Annotated in this window: 26 protein-coding genes; 12 read left to right on the top strand and 14 right to left on the bottom strand. The window is 64.8% G+C overall.

Annotation, left to right across the window (positions count from 1 at the left end; all coding sequences use genetic code 11):
• Nucleotides 1-26: 26 nt before the first annotated feature.
• The gene (locus WHZ77_RS26195) at nt 27-770 is read right to left on the bottom strand and encodes a glycosyltransferase family 2 protein (protein ID WP_375310595.1); all 744 of its coding nucleotides are present in this window, start codon (nt 768-770) and stop codon (nt 27-29) included.
• Nucleotides 771-1,102: 332 nt separating this feature from the next.
• On the opposite strand from WHZ77_RS26195, the gene WHZ77_RS26190 reads away from it, so the two are divergent.
• Genes WHZ77_RS26190 through WHZ77_RS26180 form a run of 3 tightly spaced genes read left to right on the top strand, consistent with a single transcriptional unit; the run spans nt 1,103 to nt 3,116 of the window.
• The gene (locus tag WHZ77_RS26190; RefSeq protein WP_375310594.1) at nt 1,103-2,071 is read left to right on the top strand and encodes a hypothetical protein; all 969 of its coding nucleotides are present in this window, start codon (nt 1,103-1,105) and stop codon (nt 2,069-2,071) included.
• Nucleotides 2,068-2,586: a GNAT family N-acetyltransferase gene (locus WHZ77_RS26185; RefSeq protein WP_375310593.1), complete on the top strand. Its 519-nt coding sequence runs from the start codon at nt 2,068-2,070 to the stop codon at nt 2,584-2,586. The genes WHZ77_RS26190 and WHZ77_RS26185 overlap by 4 nt, the downstream gene beginning before the upstream one ends.
• Before the next feature lie 50 nt (nt 2,587-2,636).
• Nucleotides 2,637-3,116, top strand: coding sequence for a GNAT family N-acetyltransferase (locus WHZ77_RS26180; RefSeq protein ID WP_375310592.1), 480 nt, complete (start codon nt 2,637-2,639; stop codon nt 3,114-3,116).
• Nucleotides 3,117-3,179: 63 nt separating this feature from the next.
• On the opposite strand, the gene WHZ77_RS26175 is transcribed toward WHZ77_RS26180, so the two are convergent.
• From WHZ77_RS26175 to WHZ77_RS26150, 6 genes are all read right to left on the bottom strand, one after another.
• Nucleotides 3,180-5,540 (bottom strand): TonB-dependent receptor, encoded by a 2,361-nt coding sequence (locus WHZ77_RS26175; RefSeq protein ID WP_375310591.1) that lies wholly within the window; start codon nt 5,538-5,540, stop codon nt 3,180-3,182.
• A gap of 146 nt (nt 5,541-5,686) precedes the next feature.
• Nucleotides 5,687-6,091: a DUF2946 domain-containing protein gene (locus WHZ77_RS26170; RefSeq protein WP_375310590.1), complete on the bottom strand. Its 405-nt coding sequence runs from the start codon at nt 6,089-6,091 to the stop codon at nt 5,687-5,689.
• A 153-nt stretch (nt 6,092-6,244) separates the two neighbouring features.
• Nucleotides 6,245-8,308, bottom strand: a complete 2,064-nt coding sequence (locus WHZ77_RS26165) for a hypothetical protein (protein ID WP_375310589.1) — start codon at nt 8,306-8,308, stop codon at nt 6,245-6,247.
• Between the two features lie 7 nt (nt 8,309-8,315).
• Nucleotides 8,316-11,126 (bottom strand): DUF4159 domain-containing protein, encoded by a 2,811-nt coding sequence (locus WHZ77_RS26160; RefSeq protein WP_375310588.1) that lies wholly within the window; start codon nt 11,124-11,126, stop codon nt 8,316-8,318.
• A complete protein-coding gene (locus tag WHZ77_RS26155) occupies nt 11,123-12,067 on the bottom strand; it encodes a DUF58 domain-containing protein (protein WP_375310587.1) in 945 nt (314 codons plus the stop codon). Before WHZ77_RS26155 ends, WHZ77_RS26160 begins: the two co-directional genes overlap by 4 nt.
• On the bottom strand, nt 12,067-13,065 hold the full coding sequence (locus tag WHZ77_RS26150) for an AAA family ATPase (protein ID WP_375310586.1): 999 nt from the start codon (nt 13,063-13,065) through the stop codon (nt 12,067-12,069). Before WHZ77_RS26150 ends, WHZ77_RS26155 begins: the two co-directional genes overlap by 1 nt.
• Nucleotides 13,066-13,323: 258 nt before the next feature.
• Here WHZ77_RS26150 and WHZ77_RS26145 point away from each other — a divergent pair, with 258 nt between their 5' ends.
• Genes WHZ77_RS26145 through WHZ77_RS26130 form a run of 4 tightly spaced genes read left to right on the top strand, consistent with a single transcriptional unit; the run spans nt 13,324 to nt 16,142 of the window.
• Nucleotides 13,324-13,935, top strand: coding sequence for a DUF1285 domain-containing protein (locus WHZ77_RS26145; protein WP_375310585.1), 612 nt, complete (start codon nt 13,324-13,326; stop codon nt 13,933-13,935).
• Nucleotides 13,932-14,615 carry a CoA pyrophosphatase gene (locus WHZ77_RS26140; protein WP_375310584.1) on the top strand — a complete coding sequence of 228 codons (684 nt, stop codon included), beginning with the start codon at nt 13,932-13,934 and terminating at the stop codon, nt 14,613-14,615. The genes WHZ77_RS26145 and WHZ77_RS26140 overlap by 4 nt, the downstream gene beginning before the upstream one ends.
• Nucleotides 14,612-14,875, top strand: coding sequence for a DUF6111 family protein (locus tag WHZ77_RS26135; protein WP_375310583.1), 264 nt, complete (start codon nt 14,612-14,614; stop codon nt 14,873-14,875). Before WHZ77_RS26140 ends, WHZ77_RS26135 begins: the two co-directional genes overlap by 4 nt.
• 10 nt (nt 14,876-14,885) lie before the next feature.
• Entirely contained in the window at nt 14,886-16,142 is a 1,257-nt protein-coding gene (locus WHZ77_RS26130) for a CCA tRNA nucleotidyltransferase (RefSeq protein ID WP_375314814.1), read from the top strand.
• Between the two features lie 113 nt (nt 16,143-16,255).
• Here WHZ77_RS26130 and WHZ77_RS26125 read toward each other — a convergent pair whose 3' ends face one another.
• On the bottom strand, nt 16,256-17,239 hold the full coding sequence (locus tag WHZ77_RS26125; protein ID WP_375310582.1) for an AraC family transcriptional regulator: 984 nt from the start codon (nt 17,237-17,239) through the stop codon (nt 16,256-16,258).
• A 291-nt stretch (nt 17,240-17,530) separates the two neighbouring features.
• Here WHZ77_RS26125 and WHZ77_RS26120 point away from each other — a divergent pair, with 291 nt between their 5' ends.
• The 3 genes from WHZ77_RS26120 (at nt 17,531) to WHZ77_RS26110 (ending at nt 19,595) form a co-directional block, all read left to right on the top strand.
• Entirely contained in the window at nt 17,531-18,379 is an 849-nt protein-coding gene (locus WHZ77_RS26120; RefSeq protein WP_375310581.1) for an outer membrane protein, read from the top strand.
• A gap of 94 nt (nt 18,380-18,473) precedes the next feature.
• The gene (locus tag WHZ77_RS26115; protein WP_375310580.1) at nt 18,474-18,638 is read left to right on the top strand and encodes a hypothetical protein; all 165 of its coding nucleotides are present in this window, start codon (nt 18,474-18,476) and stop codon (nt 18,636-18,638) included.
• Nucleotides 18,639-18,824: 186 nt separating this feature from the next.
• Nucleotides 18,825-19,595 carry a sulfite exporter TauE/SafE family protein gene (locus WHZ77_RS26110; RefSeq protein WP_015687994.1) on the top strand — a complete coding sequence of 257 codons (771 nt, stop codon included), beginning with the start codon at nt 18,825-18,827 and terminating at the stop codon, nt 19,593-19,595.
• Between the two features lie 91 nt (nt 19,596-19,686).
• Here WHZ77_RS26110 and WHZ77_RS26105 read toward each other — a convergent pair whose 3' ends face one another.
• The 3 genes from WHZ77_RS26105 to WHZ77_RS26095 form a co-directional block, all read right to left on the bottom strand.
• Nucleotides 19,687-20,007 (bottom strand): hypothetical protein, encoded by a 321-nt coding sequence (locus tag WHZ77_RS26105; protein ID WP_143846195.1) that lies wholly within the window; start codon nt 20,005-20,007, stop codon nt 19,687-19,689.
• Nucleotides 20,008-20,184: 177 nt separating this feature from the next.
• Nucleotides 20,185-20,496, bottom strand: a complete 312-nt coding sequence (locus WHZ77_RS26100) for a hypothetical protein (RefSeq protein ID WP_375310579.1) — start codon at nt 20,494-20,496, stop codon at nt 20,185-20,187.
• Between the two features lie 361 nt (nt 20,497-20,857).
• On the bottom strand, nt 20,858-21,202 hold the full coding sequence (locus WHZ77_RS26095; RefSeq protein ID WP_375310578.1) for a hypothetical protein: 345 nt from the start codon (nt 21,200-21,202) through the stop codon (nt 20,858-20,860).
• A 283-nt stretch (nt 21,203-21,485) separates the two neighbouring features.
• Here WHZ77_RS26095 and WHZ77_RS26090 point away from each other — a divergent pair, with 283 nt between their 5' ends.
• Nucleotides 21,486-22,115, top strand: coding sequence for a tyrosine-type recombinase/integrase (locus WHZ77_RS26090; protein WP_375310577.1), 630 nt, complete (start codon nt 21,486-21,488; stop codon nt 22,113-22,115).
• A gap of 64 nt (nt 22,116-22,179) precedes the next feature.
• Here the strand turns inward: WHZ77_RS26090 and WHZ77_RS26085 are convergent, their stop codons facing one another.
• Nucleotides 22,180-22,587 (bottom strand): hypothetical protein, encoded by a 408-nt coding sequence (locus WHZ77_RS26085; RefSeq protein ID WP_375310576.1) that lies wholly within the window; start codon nt 22,585-22,587, stop codon nt 22,180-22,182.
• Between the two features lie 171 nt (nt 22,588-22,758).
• Nucleotides 22,759-23,061 (bottom strand): antibiotic biosynthesis monooxygenase family protein, encoded by a 303-nt coding sequence (locus tag WHZ77_RS26080; RefSeq protein WP_375309897.1) that lies wholly within the window; start codon nt 23,059-23,061, stop codon nt 22,759-22,761.
• A 522-nt stretch (nt 23,062-23,583) separates the two neighbouring features.
• Between WHZ77_RS26080 and WHZ77_RS26075 the strand changes: the two genes are divergently transcribed.
• The gene (locus WHZ77_RS26075; protein WP_375310575.1) at nt 23,584-24,054 is read left to right on the top strand and encodes a GNAT family N-acetyltransferase; all 471 of its coding nucleotides are present in this window, start codon (nt 23,584-23,586) and stop codon (nt 24,052-24,054) included.
• 138 nt (nt 24,055-24,192) lie between these two features.
• On the opposite strand, the gene WHZ77_RS26070 is transcribed toward WHZ77_RS26075, so the two are convergent.
• On the bottom strand, nt 24,193-25,143 hold the full coding sequence (locus WHZ77_RS26070; protein ID WP_375310574.1) for a hypothetical protein: 951 nt from the start codon (nt 25,141-25,143) through the stop codon (nt 24,193-24,195).
• Nucleotides 25,144-25,154 lie beyond the last annotated feature (11 nt).

Raw genomic sequence — 25,154 nt, 5'->3', positions numbered from 1 at the left:
GCAAATCACCGCTGGCAGTCTCGGGGTCATGGCGCTCTCACCAGACGCGCGAGCAGGATGTAGCCGAGGACGCGGATCATGTAGCTCGCCGACTTGATTCCGTCGATCGAGCTGACGCCGGCCTTCCGCGCCCGCATCTCGACCGGGACCTCGCTGACGGTCAGCCCCGCGCGCATCGCCCAGGCGAGCGAGATTGGCTCCGGAAAATCAGCAGGATAGGACCTGGCGAAGAAGGCGATGGCCGAGCGGTCGAGCAGCCGCATGCCGCTGGTCGGATCGGTGATGCGGCCGCCGGTGAAGAGCCCGTTGAGCGCAAGCACGATCAGCCTGATGCCGGCGCGGCGCATCGGCGTCGAGCAGAAGCCGGAATGGTCGATGAAGCGGCTTCCGATGGTGATGTTGGTCGGGTGGCTGCGATAGGCATCGAGCAGCGTCTCGATCGCACGCGGATCATGCTGCCCGTCGCCGTCGATCTGGATGCAGAAATCGAAATCCTGCCGCGCCGCGTATTTGAAGCCGGTCTGCACGGCGCCGCCGATGCCGAGATTCTGCGCGAGGCGGGCGACGGGCGAGCGGCAGCTTGCCACCGCGCACGTCGCGTCGGACGAGCCGTCGTCGATGACCAGGGTGTGGTAGCCGCGGCCGATCGCGGCGATCTCGCTCAGGAGACCGCCGATCGAGGCCTCCTCGTTGAAGCAGGGAATGACGAGCAGGACCCGCGGCGCGCCGGCCTTCTTTGCGGCGCTGCGGCACGTGTCGCTTGAACCCAAGCCCGGACCCAAACTCATGTCGGCCACGGCGGCCTCACCTCCAAAATCCCCACCTTGCTATACTTGCCGGTGCTTTTCCTGTACAGGCGAACCATTTCCAGGCTAGGCCGGCAGGCCCGGCGAGAGCCCATGAGAGCTGTCAAAGTATTTTTTTCAATTGTGTTTCTGGCAATTCTGACCAGCAACGTCAGGCTGATTTCGCACTGGAGCGAGAGCCGCGGCGTCTATGACGACATCTGCTATCTCAGGCAAGCGCATCTGTTCAGCGGTTCGGATGGCAAGGGCTCGACACCAACCTCGCCCGTGAAACCGACGGCTATCTCGCGGGCAAATTGCGCAGCATCGATTTTCCGAACTGGCGCGATCCGACGCGGGCGCCCTGCCACACCCAGACCGCCGACGGCAGCAAATGGGTGATGACGCCGCCGCCGGGCACGGGCTTCGCGCTGGCGCTTTTCCCGGAGGGATTCCAGGTCATTCCGCTGTATGCGCTGGCGAACATGATCATTGCCGGTCTGGCGCTGTACGGTCTGCGGCGGGCACGGGAGCCGGCGTCGTTGACAGCGGCCGCAGCGTTGGGCGTGCTGTCGATCTACTTCATGATCAACCCGGCCAAGGCGAGCTATTCGATCGCGCCGACCATGGTCGTGTGCGCGCTGGCGGGCCTGTTCACCGCGAGGCTGTTCGTCGATGACGGCCGGCGCCGCCTGCTGGTGGTCGCGGCCGTCGGCCTTCTGCTCGGCCTGTCCGCGAGCTTCAGGATCGCGAACGTGGTTCTGTCGGCCGGCTATTTCCTGTTCTTCGGGCTGTCGTTCCTGATCTGGCGTAGCCGCGCGACCTACGCAGCTGGTCTTACGCTCGGCCTGTCGATTCTCGTCGGCCTGTTGCCGGTATTCGCGGCCAACTTCGTCAATTCGGGTAACCCGCTGGTCTCGGCCTATGGCGGCCAGGATACGGCTCCGCGGAGCCTCGATCCTGCCGTGCTGCGGGCCTATCTCGGCGACACGCAATTCCCGTTGATCGTGATCGCCTGTGTCTGGACCGCGCTGTTGTGGCGTTTCGCAGGCCATGCCGGCGTCAGGAAACTCACGCTGCTGGTCGCCGTCAATCTCGTACTGAATCTCGCGTTCTTTGCCACGCATCCCGTCTTCACGCCGTATTACATCATTCCCATCCTGATGCTGTCGTTCTGGACGCTGCTGTTCGCGACCGTCTTTACCCGCGTCACGTCACAGGGTTCGATCGCGCAAGAGCCCGGTGGACCACGGCCCGCTGAGATGTTATCCCGCCGGTCAACATGACCGATCTCTCGCTCACCATCCATCCCGAAGCCGCCGGCGACGCCCAGGCGATCGAACGGCTGCACGAACGTACCTTCGGCCCCGGCCGCTTCGTGCTCAGCGCCTACCGCATCCGCGAGCATGTCGACCATCTGCTCGAACTTTCCTTCACGGCGCATATCGGCACGCTGCTGGTCGGCTCGGTCAGGCAATTGCCGATCCTGATCGGCGAGACGCCAGCGCTGATGCTCGGGCCGCTCACCGTCGAGCCGCCGTTCCGCAGCCGCGGGGTCGGCCGTCTGTTGATGGAGCGCGCGCTGAAGGACGCCAAGGAAAAGGGGCACCGCCTCGTGCTGCTGGTCGGCGACGAGCCCTATTACAGCCGCGTCGGCTTCAAGCGGGTCGACAAGGGCCGCATCACCATGCCGGGCCCGGTCGATGCCGCCCGCATCCTGGTGTTCGAGCTGGTCGACGGGGCCTTCGCGGGCGTATCGGGACCGGTCGGACCCGACTGGAGCAAGGCGCGGGCAGGGTAGGTTGGTTCGCTCGATCCGGGCTGCAACCCATGCCTTATGGAGTGTCGACAATGCAGGTGCGTCCCGCTGATGCCGGTGAGGTCGATCATCTCGCGCTAGTGTGGCACGACGCCTGGCATGAGTCGCATGCGCATCTGGCGCCGCCCGAGTTGGTCCGGCTCCGGACCGTTCCAAGCTTTCGCGACCGGCTCGCACTCAAGTTCCCCGATGTCCGCGTCGTCGGCCCCGCCGGCGCGCCGCTTGGCTTCTGTGCCCTCAAGGGGGACGAACTGAATCAGCTCTTCGTGTCGGCCGAAGCGCGCGGCTCGGGTGTGGCTGCGGCGCTGATCGCCGACGCGGAGGCTCGGCTCGCCGCGCGCGGCGTGGAGCTGGCGTGGCTGGCATGCGCGGTCGGCAACGCGCGGGCCGCGCGGTTCTACCAGAAGAGCGGCTGGCGCAATGCCGGCACCTTCATGATGTTGTCGGAGACCTCGAACGGGCCGTTCCCGGTCGAGCAGTGGCGCTTCGAGAAGCGGCTTACGCGCGCGTAGCTCTGGGCTACGATGCACGTGCCCGAGATCTATCGGGGCCCGCAGGCCCCGACTTGATCGCGGCTAGAACTTGAAGTTGGCAAACGCCCGCACGCCGATGCCGGGCATCAGGACCTCGTCCTTGGTGTAGGACACCGAATTGCGGATGCTTTCGTTGAGCAGGTTGTTGCCGACGATGCCGGCCGTCATCTCGCGCGCGCCGAACCAGTTGCGGGCGAGTTTTGTTTTGTAGCTGACCTCGGCCTTCAACAAATTGTAGCCCGGTGTCGGCGTCTCCGCGATCACGGCGACGTTGTTCTGGGCGAAGGCGTGCAACAGGTTGATGCGCATCAGCCAGTTGTCGTCGCGCCAGAACACGCCGCCGCCCATCCGCAGCGGCGGAATGCGCGGCACGTTGGTGCCGTCGGTGAAGGTGGCGCGGACCATGTCGAGCTGGTTCTCGATGCCCCAGATGCCGCCGTGGAACGCACCGACATCGAGCTGCGACTGGAACTCGCCGCCGCGGAAGTTAGCATTGCGTTGAGAATAGACCGCCTGGTTCAGTTCGGCGCCCGGCGTACCGCACGAAGCGAAGTCGCCATCGCACATCACGCCGGTGAGCCGGCGATAGATGAAGTTGTCGAAATGCGTGTAGTAGACGGTCGCCTCGAACCTGAACGGCCCCGTCGCCCTGCGCACGCCGAGCTCGACCGACTTGGCGGTCTCGATGGTGAGGTTGGGATTGCCGATGTCGAACGTCGCGGTCGCATCATGGCCGCCGCGGGAAAACAACTCGGCCGCCTTCGGCGCTCGCTCGACATATTGCGCGGTGATGCTGCCGACCATTCCGCCCGGCAAATCCTGCAACAGGCCGATGCTGCCGCTCTTCGGCGTGAACGACGGATTGCGTGCAAGGCCCGCCTGCGGCGTGCCGTCGGGCAAATAGTCCGTCGGGAAGTCCGGCGTGGTGCCGTGCAGCTCGACGTGCTCGATGCGGCCAGCGATCTGCGCCTTTGTTTGTTCGGTGAACTTGAACTCGTTGAAGGCGTAAGCAGCAACGCGCGTGCTGTTGTTGGGGTCCCACAGCCCATTGAACAGCGTGCCGGGATTGTCCGGGCTCGGCGCGCTCAGTTCCTGATGGCCGACCTGGAAGCCCAGCGCCGTCGTCACCTCGGCGAAGCGCGCGTTGAACGGCATCAGCTGCACCTCGGTGCGGATCTCCTGCTCCTTGTTGGTGAAGGTCTGCCGCACGCCGTCGCTGGTGGGATCGGCGGGATCGGCAAGCCCGATCTCGTTGTGCCGATAGTCGGTCGCGCCGGCCCAGAAGCGGACGGTGTCGATCGCGGCGGCGTCGGGATGATACTCGCCCTTGACGTTGATCTTGGTCTGGTGGCCGTCGATCCGCGTGTTGTGGTCGGCGCCGTCGATGCCGGGGATGTGGTAGAGCGAGTCGTTCTGCGTGATCGACGCGCCGATATAGCCGCCCTGGAAGAAGTAGGAGCCGCCGATCGAGGCGCCGTCCGAGCGCGTCGCCGAGTTCGGCTGGCGCCCGTTCACGGATCGCGACTGATCATTCAGGTAGGGATAGCTCGGAATGGAATAGTCCGAGGTGGTGCGGCCATAGACGTCGGCATGGAAGGCAAAATTGCCGCCGCCGGTGTCGAGCAGCACGCCGCTCTCGACGCCGCGATCGACCGAGCTGAACGCGGTGCGCGTCTCGGCGGTGACGCACGGCGATGTCGCGGCCGCCGCGAGCGGGGCCTTGGCCGGCAGGCCGTAAGCCTGGAACGACGGCGCGCAAGCAGGCAGCGCGTCCGGAATCCGGTTGTTGGTGGCGCTGACGACGCCGCCGATCGAGGTCGAGCCGTAGCGCAGCGCGGCCGGGCCGCGCACCACTTCGATCTGGTTGGTCGCGAGCGGATCGATCGGGACGAAGTGATCCTCGCCGAGGTCGGAAGCGCCGCCCGCATTGGTGCCGTTCTCGACGATGCCGACACGGTTGACGTCGAGACCCCTGATGATGGGCCGGCTGGAGGCGCCGGGTGCGAAGCTCGAGCCGGTGATGCCGGGCTTGGAGAACAGGAGATCGCCGAGCTGCCCGCCGCCCTGACGGCGGATCTCCTCGTTCGGTATCACCGTGACGGTGGCGAACTGGTTGGTCACGACAGGCAGCACGCCCGGCTGCGGCGTGGCGGATGCCGGCGCTGGTGGCGCGGCTTCGGCGGTGCGCTCGCGGTTGCGCGCCGGCGCGGGACGCTTGGCGCGGCTTGCCGTGCGCGATGGCACGATGGCCCGGCGCACGATGGGGCTGGGCGCCGTCACGGTGACGGCGGGAAGCTCGGTCGCGGCGGGCTTGTCCTGAGCCAGCGTCGGAGTGGCGGCGGCGCCGAGCAGGAGCAGGCTTGCTCCACCCAGACGCTGCGCGCGTCGCAATTGAAATGACATGGTCCTGATTCCACTCAGGCGCCGTCCGCAGATGTGGTTGCTGATCGGAGGCGGCCTGCCGTCGCGGTGCGACGGAATTCGACTTCAACGGTTCCCGGGCATTTCGCCGACATGCGGCGAGCCCGGGCATGATCAAGCGTTGGAGATCAGGACGCGGGAGGGGCGCGCGGCTGGAACGCCGCTGCGGCCGACTTCAGATGGACGAATTCGGCGTCAGTGGTGAGATAGAGCAGTTCGATCGCCTGCGGCAGCAGCAGCAGGGGCGGCGTCGCGGAGACGATGGTGCTCGCCATCGCGACGACGGCGCAGATCGCGCAATTGTCGTCGCCCGGCTGCTCGCGGTCGGAGCCCGCGGGCGATTGCTTCTCAACCGCTGCGCGGTCGATCGAGGAGATTTCGCTGGTGCTATCGGTCTGCTGAAGCGAGGACTGGGCGAGCGTCGTCGCCTGGGCGAACCAGTGGCTGTGGCCGAACGTCAGCGCGAGCTGCACCAGCATCGCGAACAACGCGAGCCGGGCGCCGTGCCTGATATTCGACCGGAACCACTTCATCTGGAAACGCCACCCCGCATCGCGAGGCACCGATCCCCTCGGGCTTCCACGATGTTATAATGTAACATCGCGCGATCAGTGAGTGAATGTCAACCGCCGCCGAGCTCATGGGCGCAGGCCAGCACGCGATGTGTCGTTCCTGCCACTGGGAGTTCACCGTCCCTCGCGGACCCACGTCGCGGCGAATGCGCCGAGCAGCAGCAACAGGCCGATCAGGCCGGCGAAGATCGGCAGCACGCCGACGCCCTTGACGACGCTGGCGTCGCGCATCCGCACGCCCATCCAGCCGTCGCCGGCGAACATGCCGGCCGAGCGCACCGGCACGATGCGCGGCAGCTCGACGCTGGCGCCGTCGACCACGCGCACGGCGTTGCCGCCGGTCGCCTGCGTCAGCGGCTTCAATGTGTCGATGGTGGAGGTGACCTCCGAAAACTCCTTCGGATTGGTCGGGCCGACATTGATCAGCGCCTTCAGCGTGCCGTCGGTGGCCTGCCACAGGCCGAGCTCGTTCGCGGGAAGGCTGGCGCGCCACTCGCCGGGATCGCCGGCGCTCAGCGTCAGATCGTGCGCCACGCCCGACGGCGAGGTCACGCTGACCGGCTGGACGCTGTCCGCCATGGTCTGGCGCACCACCACGAGGTCCTTACCCTGCACCTGCAGGCGCAGCGCCTCCTCGTCGAGATCCGGCTGCTTCATCAGCCAGTGCGACATCCGCCGCAGCAGGTCGAGATGCGGGCCGCCGCCCTCATAGCCGCGCGCCCACAGCCAGATGTGGTCGGAGAGCAGCAGCGCGACGCGGCCCTCGCCGAAGCGCGACAGGAACAGCAGCGGCTTGCCGTCCGCGCCGGTCATCACCGGCGGGTTGACGGCATTGCGGGTGTCGACGGTGCGGAAGAACCGGCTCCAGCGCGGCGGCTCGCTGGCGGAGCCTTCCAGGCCGCGCGTGACCGGATGGCGTTTGCCGACGTCGGACAGATGCGCATAGAACGGCTTTTCAGTCACGCCGACGGGTTCTGCCGGCAGCACCGAATCCAGCGGCGTGCGCCAGATGCTGGTGTTCGACGCATAGTCGGGACCGGCTGAGACCAGCACGGCGCCGCCCGCGCGGACATAGCGCGCGATGTTGTCGAAATAGGCGATCGGCAGCACGCCCTGGCGGGCGTAGCGGTCGAAGATGATCAGCTGAAATTCGTGGATCTTCTGCTGGAACAGTTCGCGGGTCGGAAACGCGATCAGCGACAATTCGTTGATCGGCGTGCCGTCCTGCTTCTCCGGCGGACGCAGAATCGTGAAGTGCACGAGGTCGACGCTGGCGTCGGACTTCAAGAGGTTACGCCAGGTGCGCTCGCCCGAATGCGGCTCGCCAGAGACCAGCAGCACGCGCAGCTTGTCGCGCACGCCGTCGATGGCGACGACGGCGCGGTTGTTCACCGGCGTCAGTTCTTTCTCGAGCGGCGAGGCTTCGATCTCGACGATATTCGGCCCGGCATGCTTGATGTCGACGTCGACGCTTGCGGTCTGGCCGCTCCCCAACGTGCGCTCGCTGAGGACTTCACCGTCACGGCGGATCGTGACCTTGGCGCGCTCGCCGGTGACGCCCTGGTCGTCGAGGCGGTAAGTGATGCTCTGGGTCTGCCCGACGATGCCGAAGCGCGGCGCGGCCGTGATCGCGATGCGGCGGTCGCGCTCGTCCTTCTGCCCGGTGATCAGCGCGTGCACCGGTGCCTGGAAGCCGAGCGCTGCGGCGCTCGCCGGGATGTCGTGGACGCGGCCGTCGGTGATCAGGAACGCGCCGGCGACGCGGTCGACCGGCACGTCCGACAATGCCGAGGCCAGCGCGCCGAACAGTTTGGTGCCGTCGGTTTCGCCGTCGGCCTGGCCGGCGTCGACGACGCGGACTTCCAGCCCCTTGATTTTCTTCAGGCCGTCGACCAGCGCCTCCTGCGCCTTCGCGGCTTCCTCGTTGCGCTTGCCGAAATTCTGGCTCGGGCTCTTGTCGACGACCACGGCGGCAACCGAGGTGAGGGGATCGCGCTCCTCGCGCGTGAAGGATGGATTGGCGAGCGCCAGCAGGAACAGCGCCAGCGCGGCCACGCGCACGGCGGCGCCGCGCGCACGCGCCACCAGCAGCACGATCGCAATGACCACGATCGCGGCGAGCGCGAGCCACAGGACGATCGCGGGGACGAGCGGCGTGAACGCGATGCCGTAATTCATGGCGATCCTATTGCCCCAGCCGTTCGATCAGCGCCGGTGCGTGCACCTGGTCGGCCTTGTAGTTGCCGGTCAGCGTGTACATCACGATGTTGGCGCCGGCACGGTAGGCGAATTCGCGCTGGCGGGCGTCGCCGCCGGCCACCGGCAGCATGTACTGACCGTCGAGCCGCACTGCCCAGGCGCCGGCAAGATCGTTCGAGGTGATGATGATCGGCGAAACGCCGTCGCCGCCGCGGGCGGGCCGCTGCGCGCTGTCCTCGTCCTCGTCGCGCGGCAGGGCCTCGACCCAGGTCTGGCCGGTGCTGAAGCGGCCGGGAAAGTCGCGCAGCAGATAGAAGGTCTTGGTCAGCACGTGCTCGCGCGGCACCGGCTCGAGCTCGGGCACGTCGAGCGACGACAGGATCTCGCGCAGCGTCTGCATGCCCGGGGTCTGCGCGGCGCCGTTCTCGCCGGGCGGCGCTTCGATCGCGTCGCGGGTGTCGAACAGCACGGTGCCGCCCTGCTTCATGTAGGCGTCGATCTTGTTGATGGCATCCTGCGGCGGCTTGGGCGCGCCGGGCACGATCGGCCAGTAGATCAGCGGAAAGAAGGCGAGCTCGTCGCGGCCGGGATCGATGCCGACGGGGTCGCCGGCCTCGAGCGCGGTGCGCTGCGCCAGGAACTGCGTCAGTCCTGATAGCCCGGACTTGACGATGGAATCGACGTCGGCATTGCCTGTGACGACATAGGCGAGGTGGGTCTGCGACACCGCTTTCATGGCGAACTCGTCCGAGGCGCTATCGGCGCGCGACGGCGTCGGCGTGAACGCGCTGAGGCCCGCGAGCAGTCCGAGCACGATCATGGCGGGCGCGGCGCGCCGGCGCAGCAGCGCGGCGATGCCGCCGCCGAGCACCGCGACGATGATGGCGTCGATCAGGAACAGCGCGAGCGCGGTCGACAGCAGCCAGCCGCGCAGGTCGCGCGGCTCGGCATTGGTGTAGGTGGCGCGCCGGGCGCGCAGGCTCGCGGTGTTCAGCGCGGCGATGCGGTCGGCGGCGGCGAGGGTATTCACGGCGAGCGGTCCTTCTGCCGGACCGTAGAAGCCGGGCGGATGATCGGGTGTGGCGCGGTCGCGGTAATCCGCAGGCAGGGGCTTGGCGGTGGCCGGCGGCGGACCGAAGGCGCCGAAGCCGTCGAGGATGTGTAGCGGCGCCACCGTCTCGGCGGTCGCCTCGCCGGCGACCCCGGGGCCGGGCTTGGCGGTGTAGCCGGACATGTCGACGATCCGCCGCAGCATTTCGACGAAGGTGCCCGACATCGGCAGGTCAGACCAGCGCATGTCGGCGCTGACGTGGAACAGGCTGACCAGGCCCTTGCCGCGATGCTCGCCGGTCACGAGCGGCGTGCCGTCTTCCAGCGAGGCCCAGCTCTTGGTGGCGAGCACGGCGTCGGGCTCGGCCAGCACCTGCCGGCTCACGGTGATGTCCTTGGGAACGGTGACGCCCGAAAACGGCCCGTCGGCCGCGAAGGATGCAAGATGCTGCGGCTTCTCCCAGGTCAGGCTGCCGCCGAGGGTGCGGCCGCCCTTGCGCAGCCTGACCGGAACGAGATCGTCCTCGGCCTGCGCCAGACGGGGGCCTGCGAACCGCACCAGCACGCCGCCCTGATCGATCCAGGCGTTGAGGCGCTCGCGGATTTCGGGGGCGACGGTGCCGACATCGGCGAGGATGATCATCGGCAGCTTCTGGTCGAGGAATTGCGTGATGCCCTGCTGCGGCGAGCCCTTGTCGGCAAGCCGCACATCGGCGAACGGCGCCAGCGCGCGGGTGAGGTAGAAGGTCGGAGCCAGCAGCGGCTGCGCGGTCTCGCTGCTCGTGCCGGTGACGATGCCGATGGCGCGGCGGCGCCAGCGCTTGTCGAGCAGCTGTACCGCGCCGGCCGAACGCTCGCCCGATATCTCGAGCCGGGTGATGTCGTTGCGCAACTCGACCGGCAGGTCGAACGCGGCTTCGGTCTCCTTGTCCTGCGGGCCGAACGAATAGCGCGCTTCGCCGATCGGCGAGGCCTTCTGGTCCAGCGCCCGCACGGTGCCGATGGTGATGCCGCTGTCGGTGCGCAGCACCTTCACGGTCATCTTGGCGGCGGCGTTTTCGGCCGCGACCAGCGCCAGCGGCGACGATGTGCCGCCTTCGAACACGGTCAGGATGCGATCGCCGACGGTCTTGCCGAGAGCCTGCACGAAGTCCTCGCCGCGCCCGGTGTCGATGCCATCCGAGAGCCAGGCGATCTCGCAGTCGCCGGTGGCCGCCAGGAAACGATCGACGGCGGTCAGCGTGTCGATGCGATCGATCGAATAGGGTTTTGGCGCGAGCTGCCGCAGCGCCACGCGCGCCGCGCCTGCCGGCATCAGGGTGATGTCGCGGTTCGGCTCGGACAGCGGCACCAGCGCGATCGCGCGGCGGTCGGTGTCGGCGTTGGCGATCAGTTCGTCGGCGGCCCTGAGCCTGATGTCCCAGTGCGATGCCGCGCTCCAGCCGTCGTCGAGCATGATCATCAGCGGCGCCTTGCTGCCCGCGGCGCCTGTTGGCGGATTCCAGATCGGGCCGGCGGCGGCAAAAATCACGAGCGCCGCAGCCAGCAGGCGTAGCGCGGTCAGCCACCACGGCGTCCGCGAGGGCGTCTCTTCCTTTGGCGCGATGTCGAACAGCAGGCGCGTCGGCGGAAATTCGATGCGGCGCGGCCGCGGCGGCATCACGCGGAGCAGCCACCACAGCACCGGCAGGCTGACGAGGCCGAGCAGGAGCAGCGGTTCGGTGAAGGCGAGCGGCAATCCCATCATGCGGCGGGCCCCGCCTTGATGGAGGTGGTACGGGCGCCGGATTTGCTCACCTGCATGCCGGCGTGCAGAAACAGCAGCAGCTCGGCGGCGGAGCGGTCGGTCGCATGCGTCGTGAACAGCCAGTCGAGCTTGCGCGTCTCGGCGCGGATTTGGTCGCGGTGCAGCGCGAGCCGCGCGGTGTAATCCTGCGCCCAGCTTTCGGCGCGGCCGGCGGTGATCACGCCGAAGCCTTCCGGCTCGACGAACTCGATGCGTCCGGAATAGGGGAACGATTCCTCGGCGGGATCGACGACCTGCACCAGCGTGCCATGCGCGCCGGAACCCGACAGGCCGGCGAGCGTGGCCCTGATCTCCGCGATCGGCGACCAGAAGTCCGACAGCACGATCGTCTCGGCCGGTGCCGCAGGCACGAAGGACGGCGGCAGGCTCAGCCGGTCGGCATCGTCATGCAGCATCGCCTGCGCCATCTTGTCGATGATGCTGCGGCTCGTGGTCGGCGCCATCAGGCCGGGAATGCCGACGCGTTCGCCGCCGGCGACCAGCAGCTCGGCCAGCGCGAAGGCGACGATCAGTGTCCGCTCCAGCTTGGACTCGCGCGCGGTCTTCGAGGCGAACGCCATCGACGGCGAGCGGTCGGGCCAGATCCAGACCGTGTGCGAGGCTTCCCATTCAAGCTCGCGGACATAGAGATGATCGTCACGCGCCGAGCGCCGCCAGTCGACGTTCTGTGCCGGCTCGCCGGAGACGAAGCGGCGGTATTGCCAGAAATTCTCGCCGGCGCCGGCGCGGCGCCTTCCGTGCAGGCCGTGGATGACGTTGGCGGCGATACGGCGGGCCTCGAGCACCAGGCGCGGCAACGAAGCGGCGAGCGTACGGCTTTCGCCATCGGCACGTCGGATCGCAACTGTCTCCTTTGCTGCGTGCCCGGTCTCTGCGGCCATCAACCGATCCGTGTCTTGAGTTGCTTGATCACGTCCGGAATCGTGCGGCCTTCGGCGCGCGCCTGGAACGTCAGCGCCATGCGGTGCTTCAGCACGGGCTCGGCGAGGTCGAGCACGTCGTCGATCGACGGTGCGAGGCGTCCGTCGATCAGCGCGCGTGCGCGCACGGCGAGCATCAGCGACTGGCTGGCGCGCGGGCCGGGGCCCCAGGCGATGAACTTGCCGGTCTCGCCGCTCTCTGGACCCGGACGGGCCGAACGGACCAGCGACAGGATCGCCTCGACCACGGAGTCGCCGACCGGCAGGCGGCGGACCAGCCGCTGCGCGGTGATCAGCGCGTCCGTGCTCATCGAGCCCTTTGCCAGCGTTTCGTCCGCGCCGGTGGTCTCGAACAGGATGCGGCGCTCGGCGTCACGATCGGGATAGTCGACGTCGATCTCCATGAGGAAGCGGTCGAGTTGCGCTTCGGGCAGCGGATAGGTGCCTTCCTGCTCCAGCGGGTTTTGCGTGGCGAGCACGTGGAACGGCTTCGGCAGATCATGGCGCGCGCCGGCAACGGTGATGTGCTGCTCCTGCATCGCCTGCAACAGCGCCGACTGCGTGCGCGGGCTGGCGCGGTTGATCTCGTCGGCCATCAGGAGCTGTGCGAACACCGGGCCGGAGATGAAGCGGAAGGCGCGCTTGCCCGCGGTGCTCTCGTCCAGCACTTCGGCGCCGAGAATGTCCGACGGCATCAGATCGGGTGTGAACTGAATGCGCTTGGCGTCGAGACCGAGCGTGACGCCAAGCGTCTCGACCAGCTTGGTCTTGGCAAGACCCGGCACGCCGATCAACAGCGCATGGCCGCCGGAGAGGATGGTGACCAGCGTATTCTCGATCACGCGATCCTGGCCGAAGATCACCGACGCGATCGCGTCTTTCGCCGCGCGAACCTGGGCCGACACCTGCTCGGCCGAACGGACTATACCGTCTTCGAGCTTCTCGACACTCTCCGCCATCCGTCAGCTCCTTCAGCCTGCCGCGCTTTCTTGCGTCGTCATTCCCTCACATGGGCCTTATGCTAGACTTGCAGGAAGGCCATGTATTCGTTGTATTAACCTATCCCCACCTTATCGGCTTAGGCATATGTAAGGCATCACGAAGTGGCGACCTCCACACCGGACTAATCCGGGGGTGGAACTCCACCGCGATATACAACGTCAACGTACAAGTCAGACTTGCACCAATCGTGCCAAATGACAAAGTCAGGGCAAACCATGGCGAACCAAGGGCAGAGCGCCGATCGTGGACTTGAGGGGCTGACTGCCGCCGCCAAAAGTGCTGCCAGTGCCGAAGATGCCAAAAAGGGCCTGCCTCCGGTGCATCTGTGGAATCCGCCGTTTTGCGGCGATCTCGACATCCGAATCGCCGCCGATGGTACTTGGTTCTACATGGGGACGCCAATCGGGCGTCCTGCGCTGGTGCGCCTGTTCTCGACCGTCCTGAAGCGCGAAGGCGACAAGTATTTCCTCGTCACGCCCGTGGAGAAGGTCGGCATTCGCGTCGACGACGCGCCGTTCATGGCGGTCGAGATGCTGAAGGACGGCGAGGGCAGCCATCGCGTGCTGAGCTTCCGCACCAATGTCGACGACTGGGTCACCTGCGATGCCACCCACCGGCTGCGCTTCGAGCAGGCCAAAGACGGCGGGCTGACGCCCTATCTGCATGTCCGTGCCGATCTCTGGGCCAAGGTCACCCGCGCGCTCTACTACGATCTGGTTGACATGGGCGAGGAGCGGATGGTCGATGGCCAGCCGATGTTCGGCGTCGAGTCGGCCGGCGAATTCTTCGCCATGGCCGACGCGGAACAGGTGAGGGCCGCGCTTTGAACAAGCCTATCTCCAGGAGCGAGCCTGGTCACGAGCCCGTCGTGCTTGGCGCTGCGGACTTCTTCGCGCGCTCCAGGGCGAAGCTCGGCTTCGACGTTCCGTCCGGCCTGTACGATCCGAACATCGTTCCGGCCTCGGGCGATCCCGGCACCGACAAGATGCTCGAGATCATCGCGCGCGAGCAGCCGGTGCGGCCGGCAGCGGTGCTGATCGCGGTGGTCGATCATCCCGAGCCGACCATCCTGTTGACGCAGCGCGCGGCGCATCTCAACGACCACGCCGGCCAGATCGCCTTTCCCGGCGGCAAGATCGACGCGACCGACACCTCGCCGCTCGATGCGGCGCTGCGCGAGGCCGAGGAGGAGGTCGGGCTGTCCAGGAACTTCGTCGAGCCGCTCGGCTATCTCGATCTCTACGGCACCGCGTTCGGCTTCCGCATCCTGCCGACGGTCGCCAGGGTGCGTCCCGGCTTCGAGCTCACCATCAACCATTCCGAAGTTGATGACGCCTTCGAGGTGCCGCTATCCTTCCTGATGAACCCGGCGAACCACCAGGTGCACAGCAAGGAATTCCGCGGCATGGAGCGGTCCTACTACGCGATGCCGTTCGCGGAACGCTACATCTGGGGTGCGACGGCCGGAATGCTGCGTGTGCTCTATGAGCGGATCTATTCATCATGATCCGGCCGGTTCTGACCGAGATCGGAATTTTCCTCGTCCCGTTTGCCGTCTATGCGTTGTTCCTGGCAGCCACCCGATCCGGCCTGTTCGTGCAATCGTCATGGCCGGTCACGGTCGTCGCGCGCCTTGTTCTGGTCGCGCTCGTGCTCGTGATCGCGGGGCTGATCGGCTTTGCGCATTTCTCCGGCGCCGCGCCGGATTCGACCTACGTTCCAGCCCATGTCGAGAACGGCAGGCTGGTGCCGGGCGTGGAAAAATAGGGGCGGCATGATGAGCGCGAAGCCGTTACTCGCCGACGCGCCCTGGCTGACCGCAGGCGGGACCGCGCGCGTCCTGGAGCTTCTCAACGCCAATGGCGAGGAGGGGCGGGTGGTCGGCGGCGCCGTGCGCAACGCGCTGCTCGGCCTGACGCCCGGTGACATCGACATTGCAACCACCGCGTTGCCGGACGAAGTGGTGCGGCGCGCCAAGGCTGCCGGCATCAAGAGCGTGCCGACCGGCATCGACCACGGCACCATCACGCTGGTCATCGACGGTCAGCCTTACGAAGTCACGACGCTGCGCGAGGACACCGAGACCTTCGGCCGCAAGGCCAAGGTCGCGTTCGGCCGCGACTGGGTGAGGGACGCCGAGCGGCGCGACTTCACCATGAACGGCCTGTCGGTCGACGCGTCAGGTGTCGTCTACGACTATGTCGGCGGCATCGCCGATGCCGCTGCCCGCCGCGTGCGCTTCATCGGCGATCCCGACCAGCGCATCGCCGAGGATTTCTTGCGGATCCTGCGCTTCTTTCGCATCCACGCCGCCTTCGGGGCCGGCGCGCCCGATCGCGACGGTTATCTCGCCTGCATCCGGGGACGTACGGGGCTTGCCAGCCTGTCGGCCGAACGCGTGCGGATGGAGATGCTGAAGCTGCTGGTGGCCGGCGGGGCGTCTGACGCGGCGCTGGCGATGGCCGAGGGCGGGTTGCTGCAGGCGCTGATCGGCGGCGTCGCCTATACCGGGCCGCTCGCGACCATGATCGCGATCGAGCGCGAGCTCGGCCTGCCGCCGAGTCCCACGCGCCGCCTCGCGGCGCTGACGGTGGCGGTGACGGAGGACGCCAGGCGCGTCGCGCTGCGCTTCCGGCTCTCCAATGCCGAAGCCAAGGCGCTGGATTCGATGGGGCACCGCTGGTGGCGTTTCGCCGCCAAGGACGAGGCCAACGCGCGGCGGATGCTCTACCGGCTTGGTGCCGACCGCTATCACGATCGCGTCCTACTCGGCTGGGCGCGGGCGGAGAACGACGTGCATTCGTCGCGCTGGCGCGAACTCGCCGAACTGCCGTTGCGCTGGACTCCGCCGAAATTTCCGCTTCGCGCCGCCGACTTCATCGCGCGCGGGATGGCGGAAGGACCTGCGCTCGGACATGTCTTGACGCTTGCCGAGGACGCTTGGCTTGCGGCGGATTTTCCACTAGAGGAAGCGGCGCTCGCTTCCATCGCAGATCAAGCTGCGGCACGCGTCGGCCGCGAACGGAAAAATTGACCTCGTCTCGGGCTTCGCCGAGGTCTCGATTTTCCAGGGCCTGCTGGTCGCGTTGACAGCGTTGTCTGCCAATCTGGCGAAACCGGCGTGCCGGTGCCCGACTGCAAATCCGATCACGTATCGCTGTGGTTCGTCCCCATTCGATATTGCGTCGGTGAGCAGCCGAAGTGATCGCGGAAGCGGCGATTGAAGTAAGTCACTTCATTGAAGCCGCAGGCAAAGGCGATGTCACTCACCTTGGTGTCGTCGTAGCGAACGTCCGACAGCATGGCCCGCGCCTTCTGCAAGCGCAGTTCGAGGACGCGCTCGGAGAATGTCGCGCCGCTTTCCAGCAGCAAATCGCTCACATAGCGGCGCGACAGATCGAGAGCATCCGCGATGGTCGTGATCGACAGGGACGGCTCGGCGAAGCGCTTCTCGATGATTGCGATCAGTTCGCGCTGCCGCGCTGCGCGCAAGCCGCGTTCCGCCGCAATCTCCGCGACTTCGCCGCGCGCGCCGAGCGCCAGCACGATCAAGTCTCCGAGCATGGCCTTGGCGCGCCGCGTCAATTCCGGGTCTTCGTAGACTTCATCGGCTTCGAGGAGAAAATTGATGGTGCGCTCGAGATGCCGCACCGCCGGATTGGCCGGGTCGAGCAACATCGCCGCACGATGATCGGCATGCGGAACGAGTTTCAGGATTTGCGCACGCGGGATGGAGGCCAAATTCCAAGCCGTGAGCCCGTTCGTGAAGCTCGATACCGGTTGGGCGATGTTGAAGGCGACGACGCTTCCCGGTTTCAGCTCAAACCCCTGGTTTCCCACCGTCCATAATTGCGGCTGGGGGCTGCGATAAAAGCCGACAAGAATGTCGTCGCGATCATGGGCCACGTGCTTGCGCGTGCGCACGTAGTGTCCGGTCGTCGTGGCAAACCGGCCGACGCTCAATTCGCCAAGAAGGACATTCTTCGACGCGGTGTAGAATGGCTTGTCCTCGGCGTGCTTCATCTCCGCCTTACCCAGTTGCTCCATCCATATGTCGTGCCACAGGCGGAATCGGGCCTTGTCGTTCAGGTGAGATGGAAGCTGGTCCGATGAGAATTCTACCTTCGGCATATCCGTCCATAATCCTCGCGCGCCGGCTCCATTGGTACCATGAGCCCTCGCGAATGGCATCCACCCGCCTGTCCACCAACGTGATGCAAAAGCGGACCGCCGTGCATTCCAGGCCAAGTTCAGTGCCGGATAGGTCAAGTCTGTCGCTTTCGACCGTTGCTCCGAAATCACACTCACCAGCGATCCCGCTGCCGTGCCGTTGCGATCAACCCCGGCACCTTCGCGGACAAGACGACCCGGGCGCGACCCGGTAGTTGATTCCGAACGAGGGACTTGCTGGAAATGCCGAACATGAGAAAATTGATCGCGGCCGGATTTGCCGTTTCAGCCATGATGCTGTCGCCGGCATCGGCTGCCGACCTGCCGGTGAAGGCAAAGCCCGTCCCGGTCTATGACTGGACCGGATTTTACGCCGGTGTGAACGTTGGCTATGGCTGGGGCGATCGCGACCTGAGTTATGCCCCGAACGATGACGCTACCCGTCTCTTGTCTCTTTTTGACGGCATCCCGCCACCAGCGTCGTTCAAGACGTCGGGTGCGCTCGGCGGATTGCAGTTCGGCTACAACCGACAGCTCAGCACCGGCTGGCTTGTCGGCCTTGAGGCCGATTTCAACTGGTCCGGCATCAAAGGCTCAGGCATCAGTTCCGGTGTCATGCCCCCAGTGCCCATTCCAGGTCCATACTCAGCGCCCTTTGACGAGCGAATCGACTGGTTCGGCACGGTGCGGGCCCGCCTCGGCTACCTGCCGACCAGCACGCTGTTGACCTATGTCACCGGTGGTCTGGCGTCTGGTCAGGTCACGCGCAGCGGAAGTTACATCAACAATAGTACCGTTCCTTTCACAGCCAATGGACTGCCCGACAACAGCGGCTACACATGCGCAAGCGGCACCACCTGCTTTTCCGGCGTGTCGCGCGACGTAACTGCGGGATGGACAGTGGGCGGTGGATTCGAATACGCTCTCGGAGAGCGCATGACCCTCAAGGCCGAATATCTATATGTAAGCCTTGCTGGGAAGAAAATCACCGAAACGGCTCTGGCGGTCTTCATTCCCGGCGATACGCCGGCCTCGATCAGCGCCAATGTCGGCCGCGCCACCTTCAGCACCGCGCGCGTCGGTCTTAACTATCGCTTCTAGAGCCTATTCGGTTCTGATTGAATCAGAACCCGGCTCCTTGCAACCTCCTCGTCACAGACGTTGCTGGACGGCCGGTGGCGGCCTCGAATATGCGGTGCTCCCGAACGCTACCGTCAAGGCCGAATACCTGCACATGGACCTCGGCCACCAGAACGTGAAGCTGACGGTGCAGAGCCCGGCGACCGGCAATGGCTTTGTCAATGTCAGGTTCAGCAACGCTTACGAGATCGTTCGTATGGGGATGAACTTCCGGTTTTGACGCCATTGAGGGGATCGAAAAGCAGTGCTCCGTCCGGTGGCCGGCTGCTTGAAAAAGATGTGAAGTCGGACATGTGTTGAAACTCGCCGAGGACGCTTGGCTTGCGGCGGATTTTCCACTAGAGGAAGCCGCGCTCGCTTCCATCGCAGATCAAGCTGCGGCACGCGTCAGCCGCGAACGGAAAACGTGACCATCGTTTCAGGCTTCGCCGACATCTCGATTTTCCAGCTCCTGCTGGTCGCGTTGATGGCGTTGTTTGCTTCGATCATCGGTGGTCTCGCCGGCTACGGCACCGGCGCGCTGATGCCGCTGGTGCTGGTCCCGCTGGTCGGCGCCGAGCCTGTGGTGCCGATCATCGCGATCTCCGCGATTTTCACCAATTCCAGCCGTGCGCTCGCCTATCTGCGCTATGCCGATCGCCGCCGCGCGCTGATCGTGCTCGCCTGCGCCGCGCTGACGACTGCGCTCGGTGCCTACGGCTACACGCGCCTCACCAATGCCGGCGCGGCGCTCGTGATCGGCTCGATGCTGATCCTGAGCGTGCCGCTGCGCCGCGTGCTCCGCCGCCGCCAGGTCAGGATCGGCGACGCGGGCCTTGCGGCAGGTTCTGTCGGTTACGGCGTGCTGGTCGGCGGCACCTCCGGCTCCGGTGTGATCCTGCTGTCGCTGCTGATGGCCGCGGGCCTCGAGGGGGCCGCCGTGATCGCGACCGACGCGATGATCTCGCTCGGCACCGGCCTCATCAAGATCTCCGTGTTCGGCCTCGCCGGCGCCGTCACCGCCCAGGTGCTCGCCTTCGCGCTCTTGATCGGCGGCATCGCGATCCCCGGCGCGTTCCTCGCCAAGGCTTTCGTCGAGCGGATGCCGGTGCACATCCACACCGCGATCCTCGACGTCGCCGTGATCACCGGCGGCCTGGTGATGATCACGGCTGCGGCGCGGCAGCTGATCGCGTAGATGCTCCCGAACCAACCGGCATTCGCACCGGTCTGAAGAGAGCAGGAGACGGCACGTCCCCTGGACGCACCGCCGATCGTCCTCGTGTGAATTACTTGCGTTCGACGAAAATGGCCTGGCAATCCGACGCGCCGACATTTTCAGCGGTGTGCGAAGGTGTGATTGGTCCCGAAAAGGCCGTGCCGGCCACGCTCTTGGTCTCGTGAATCGTGCCGTCCGGATTGCGGAGCCGCAGGGAGCAATCGTTGAGCGCATAGACGACGAAGGGAACGGGATGAGAATGCGGCTTGTCAGTCGTACCCTTCTTCCAGGTCCCGGCGATCACCCGGAAGTTCTGATCTTCGTAGATGATCTTATAGGTCGTCGCGTCGGCCTGATAGGATGGAGCTGACTCCTGCGCGGCGGCAGACACGATCCAAATGGTCGCGAGGCCTAAGCCAAGCGCTGTACGTCGAGCCATAACAAGATTCCTTCGTAATAGGGGGATCGAAAAAAGAAACGGTGGACCGGGGCACGGGGATCCCGTGCCGGACAATGTGCGAGTCGCGAAACGCGACATATGGCGATGACGGTCGCCGCGAGAGGGTTGCTAGAGAATGCCCTGAGCGGCCGCGTTGTCACGATCGACCTGCTTTTGGCGGATGATCGCCAGCTCTTTGCTGCAGGCGGGGAATGCCGCGCTCGTTGGGGATACTCCGAACGCCCCGCAGAATTGCCGATTCTCGTCTGCGATCGTTCGTTCAAGGTCGGCGCGTGCGGCGTCACGCATGGCAGGGCCGGAGATCAAAAGCGCGTACAGCCCGTAGGCCGCCAGGGCGGCAAAGAGGAGCGCATAGCCGGTTGCAGGGAGCGGGAAGCGGTCGGGACGGGACGTATCGATATTGGAGGTGGCTTTGGCCATGAAAATCTCTTGAACAATGAGGGCGCTGAGGAAATCGGGTGGCTTGCGAGCGGATATTCCGGACGCGACCGCAGAATAACCTTGGGATCGCGACCCGCGCTTGGAAAACCTTGCGCATATGTCCTCGCGACCGAAACATCGGCGCGGGCAGGCGGAAAACATCGCCGGCTCGCCGGCCGCCATGAGCGGCTGCGGAATCAAGCTTAGGCTTTTGATCTAAGGGCGTGCACTCATAAACCCGCGCTGCACCTCGTATGAGGTCCGCTGTGCCTCTGATAGCGGCGCATTGGCGCGCTCGCCCTAGGTCCGAGTTGGGCCAACAGGCGACATCGCAGTCCATGGCTTCGGGCATGCTGAAAGGCTAGTCATCGTGTGGTGGCTGGGATGCTGCCCGTCCCTTGGTGCGGTCCAATACCAGGCCCCAAACGTGACCAAGCAATAGTCCGGGTAGCCAACCGGCGCAGAAGCCAACGAAGCCCGTCAGGACAAAAAGGATAGCGTAGGTGATGGTGAACCACGTCGGCGGCGTCAAGAACCGCGCGGGCAACAATAGAGCTAGAAACACTAATGCGCTGATTATCGGCGGCCCAGCGCTTTTCCGAAAGTAGAGGCTGAAGATCGCACCGACGATGATGCCGACAAGAAACCAGACCTGCACTTGAGGCTGAGGGGCGTACTCTGAAGTTATCGTCCAAAATTCCGTCATGCGCAGTTCTCGCTTCGCTGCGAACCGTGAGCAACTGCTGATGCTGCGAGAAATAGCAGGACTGAAAGGCGACGAATGTTGTGCATCGCAGGCTGACCCGTTCGACGAAATTGGACTGGGAATGCCTTACCACAAGATCGATCTCTGGTCTGCTATGGGTCAAAATCGGTCCCGCCATCGTTCGAATTGGACGCAAGTACGTCTCCAATCGTCTAGAAGCGGACGCCGGATTGGAAGGTCTCCGGACTGAAAGTGACCAGCCTCACTAGTTGAGGAGGTCAACATGACCAATACTGCAACCGTTCCCGCCATCTCGAAGCACGTTCCTTGGAACAAGGGGAAGATCGTCGGCGCAAAGCCGCCGCTCCGTCCAAAGCATGTGTGGTCGATCCGAACCAAACTTCAGGTCGAAGGTCGAACGCGCGATCTGGCAATGTTCAACGTCGCCATCGATAGCAAGCTGCGCGGCTGCGACGTCGTAGCCTTGAAAGTTGAAGACCTTGCGCCGGGCGGGTATTCCGCCGATCGCGCGACCGTCCGACAAAAGAAGACCGGCCGACCAGTCAAGTTTGAACTGACGGAATCGACACGGCAGGCAGTCGACGATTACCTGCGGCTCTCGGGCAAGAAATCGGGAGAATACCTGTTCACGGGAAGGCGGCCGAGTGGTCATATGACGACCCGCCAGTATGCCCGCCTCCTATCCCGCTGGCTGGCCGACATCGGACTAGACCCGCACTTTTTTGGGACGCATTCCCTTCGTCGGACCAAGGCGACCTTGATCTATCGACGTACCGGAAACCTGCGAGCCGTACAGCTCCTTCTGGGGCATACCAAAATCGAGAGCACCGTTCGATATCTCGGCATCGAGGTCGACGGCGCGCTCGCGATAGCAGAACAAGTCGACGTCTGACTTCGGGGGGCAGAGCAGACGTGCTCTGCGCTGCCCTCACAGACTGCTCCGGGCCAACAGCAGACTAAGCGTCCGCAAGCGAATGGCGGTGGGTTAGCCAATAGTCATTCTGCCACTCCTCGTAGCCGAGCAATTCGCCAAAGCGCTTTTCGCGGTTGTCGGACCAAGCTCCGGGCTCGCTTAGAAGCGTAAGCATTGCATCAACCCGCCACTCGTGACCCGGCAAGGCGTAGAGCAGCCTCCGGTATTTGAGCTGCGGCACGTCAGGGCATGGTTCAATCACTTCGTGCCTTATCAGTCGGCCTGCAGCAACATGCTTATCGAACAGCCGCCAATATCGAATACAGATGTCTGGCTCATCACCAACGACATCCATGAAATATGCGAGCGGCTTCGAGCCCCTCAGCATTAGGCCAAGTTCTCTGTTGGTGTGAACCAAATAGGGCAGTTGACGAAGCCATTCGGGTTGCATGTTCGGCATCTTGACTGCACAACGTTAATTTCCGCTAAGGGGCAAGGGCGGCGGTCCGCACCGGAGGCGATGACTTCTGCTCTGCCCCCGACTACAGACCTGCCGCTGCACTGCGCCAACGGAAGCGATGGGCCAACAGCGGAAGTCCGGAATCGCGCGCGGGGGCGAGGCCTACCTATCAATGGGCGAGAATGTGCGCACGACCTCATATATGCCCGGCTCAAATTTCGCGATCGTGAGCGCCTCTTCGAGAAAGGGTAGCGGTCCAGGATCCTGGCGCATGGACTCATAGTCTTCCGCGCTGCGCCACTGCGCATACATGGTCACCTTCGTGCCATCGAGGCTCCGATGAAGGGCCGAGGAAACAAAGCCCGGTGCCCGGCTGACGAATTCATCGGTTGCGCGCGCGAGCAAAACGAGGAGCCGGTCTTGGTTGGCGGGATCTACCGTGAAGACATTTATTAGGCTGATCATACGGTCGGTCCTTTCTTTTGTTGCCTGATGTCTTGCCTATCACGGGGGAGTTCCAATAGGACCGTCACCATCTTCAGCCTCACGCCGGATTGACCGCCCGAGGTCGTTGTTGGACGCAAATGACGCGCCCCCGAGAGAACCCGATCAAACCAGAGGTAGGCCGCACCGGGTCAAGGCCATTGATGCCCGTTGCGGGTCAAAGGCTGCCTTAACCCGCTCGCATCCCTGTTCGGGTCACCTAGAGGAAGCAGACCTCTCGGCTCGTAGAGCTAAGGTCAGGCACGGGCCAACAGGCGACATTACAGATGTGAGCGTGGCCGGGCCAGCAGCGTACACGCTGGACAACTTTACCGAGAAGTGGCACTTTTTATCGCATGGATAACAATCGCTCGCGCGCTTCTAAGAAGTTTAGCACCGCCCATTTGGCGGGTTAGCGCGCTGTCGATATTGTTCGCGCTACCCGTCCTTTGGAGGCGGGATTTTTTGTGCCTGTCTCCCGGCTCCACATTGAAGGAGACAGCTATGCTGGAGAAGCAGATCGCAATTAGGCGCGCCACGGCTGATGATTGCCATGCCGTCCACGACATCGTTTTACGGGCGATACGTGAAACCAATGCTAGGGACTATCCGGCGTCTGTGATCGACCGCCTCGTTTTGACATTGCCAGAAAAGGTCGCATCAAACCTTGAGAACTGGCATGCCTTCGTCGCCACCGTGGATGGGCGGGTTGTTGGAACCGCAAGTCTAAGCGGTGATACCGTCAAGTCTGTCTTCGTCCATCCTGACTATCAGCGCGGGGGCATCGCGACGAAGCTCATGGGCGCGGTCGAAAACGTCGCCCTTGCTCAATCCCTCCGCGCGTTGAACGTGCAGTCTTCGATTACGGCACAGCCCTTCTATGCGAAGTGGGGCTTCAATGTCGTTCGGGAGGAGTTTTACGGGGAAGAGCGGACAATCGTCATGTCGAAGCCATTTCGGGGGACGTCGGACTAACATTCGATCAACCTTGGACGCCTTAAGGGATTACCTTGAGCAGCGGGAGAGGTCGCCTTTGGGTCACAAGCCGCCGATCCGCGCAAGGTGGCAGACTTCCGCTTTGCCTTCGTAAGCCGACGTTTATGAGTACACGCCCTAGGACGAGGGACTGGCCGTCACCGTGAGATCGGGCAGGGTCGTCGCGCCGCTATCCTTGTGGGACTTGGCCCACCGGTTCATCGCGACGACATTGACTGCGTCGTGCAGATACATCCCCACGGCCAGTCCGCGGTCGTAGCCGGTCCAAAAGCGCGGCAGGATGAGGATGCTGCGACCGCCCTGCCCGGTGATCCTGACCAGTCCAACCTTTTCCGCATCCTTCATCAGGTTGCGGACATGGGTTCGCGAGACGCCGAAGCGATCCGCGGCTTCCATGTAGGGGACCGCCGCGTTCGGATCGGCCGCATCCATGGCAGCCTTCAGCACCGCGTTCTGGATGAGCGGTCCCGCTGCGTGCATGAAAAACAGCAGGGTGTCCGGCAGCGTCATCATCAGGCGAGCAGACACGGCGTTGAATGGCAAACATTCACTGCAGTGCAGGGCGTGAAATGCGTGATCGCGCGCCAGCACCGGGCTGTAATCATGATCGGGGAAGAGCGTCGCAAGCGGGACGTAGTGCGTTGCCAGCCATTCGGCGTGATGCGCGCGCAGCTTGTGCGTGGACGCAAGCAGCCGAACGCGCCCGTCGCCGGGTGCTCGATGCTGCTCCAGAAATCCAACCTCGCGCAGGCGAGCGACGAGATGATCCACCTGCCGGCCACTCGCATAGCCGTAAACGGAGAGTTGCTGCTTCAGCGCAGCCACTGTGAACCAGGTCTCGCGTCGCGACAAATCCTGCGCGGCCTCGAGCACCGCGACGCTATGAAAGACCAGAAATCGGCCGGCCTGAAGCAGCAGACGAACCAGAAAAGGGTCACCCTGGTAGAGGCCGACGAAGCTGTTCAGATAGGCGTGGCGCGCTTCCGGCAGGCGGGGATGGTTTAAGATCTCGTCGAAACTCAGCCGCAACCGGCCACCGACAAGGCGCTCGAGTTCGCCACGTTCCACGGCCGCCCCTC

Source organism: Bradyrhizobium sp. A5 (assembly GCF_042076515.1).
In the GTDB taxonomy this organism is placed as follows: Bacteria; Pseudomonadota; Alphaproteobacteria; order Rhizobiales; family Xanthobacteraceae; genus Bradyrhizobium; species Bradyrhizobium cosmicum.
The sequence above is the reverse complement of the archived record's forward strand: the minus strand, read 5'-3'. Positions and strand labels throughout refer to the sequence as shown.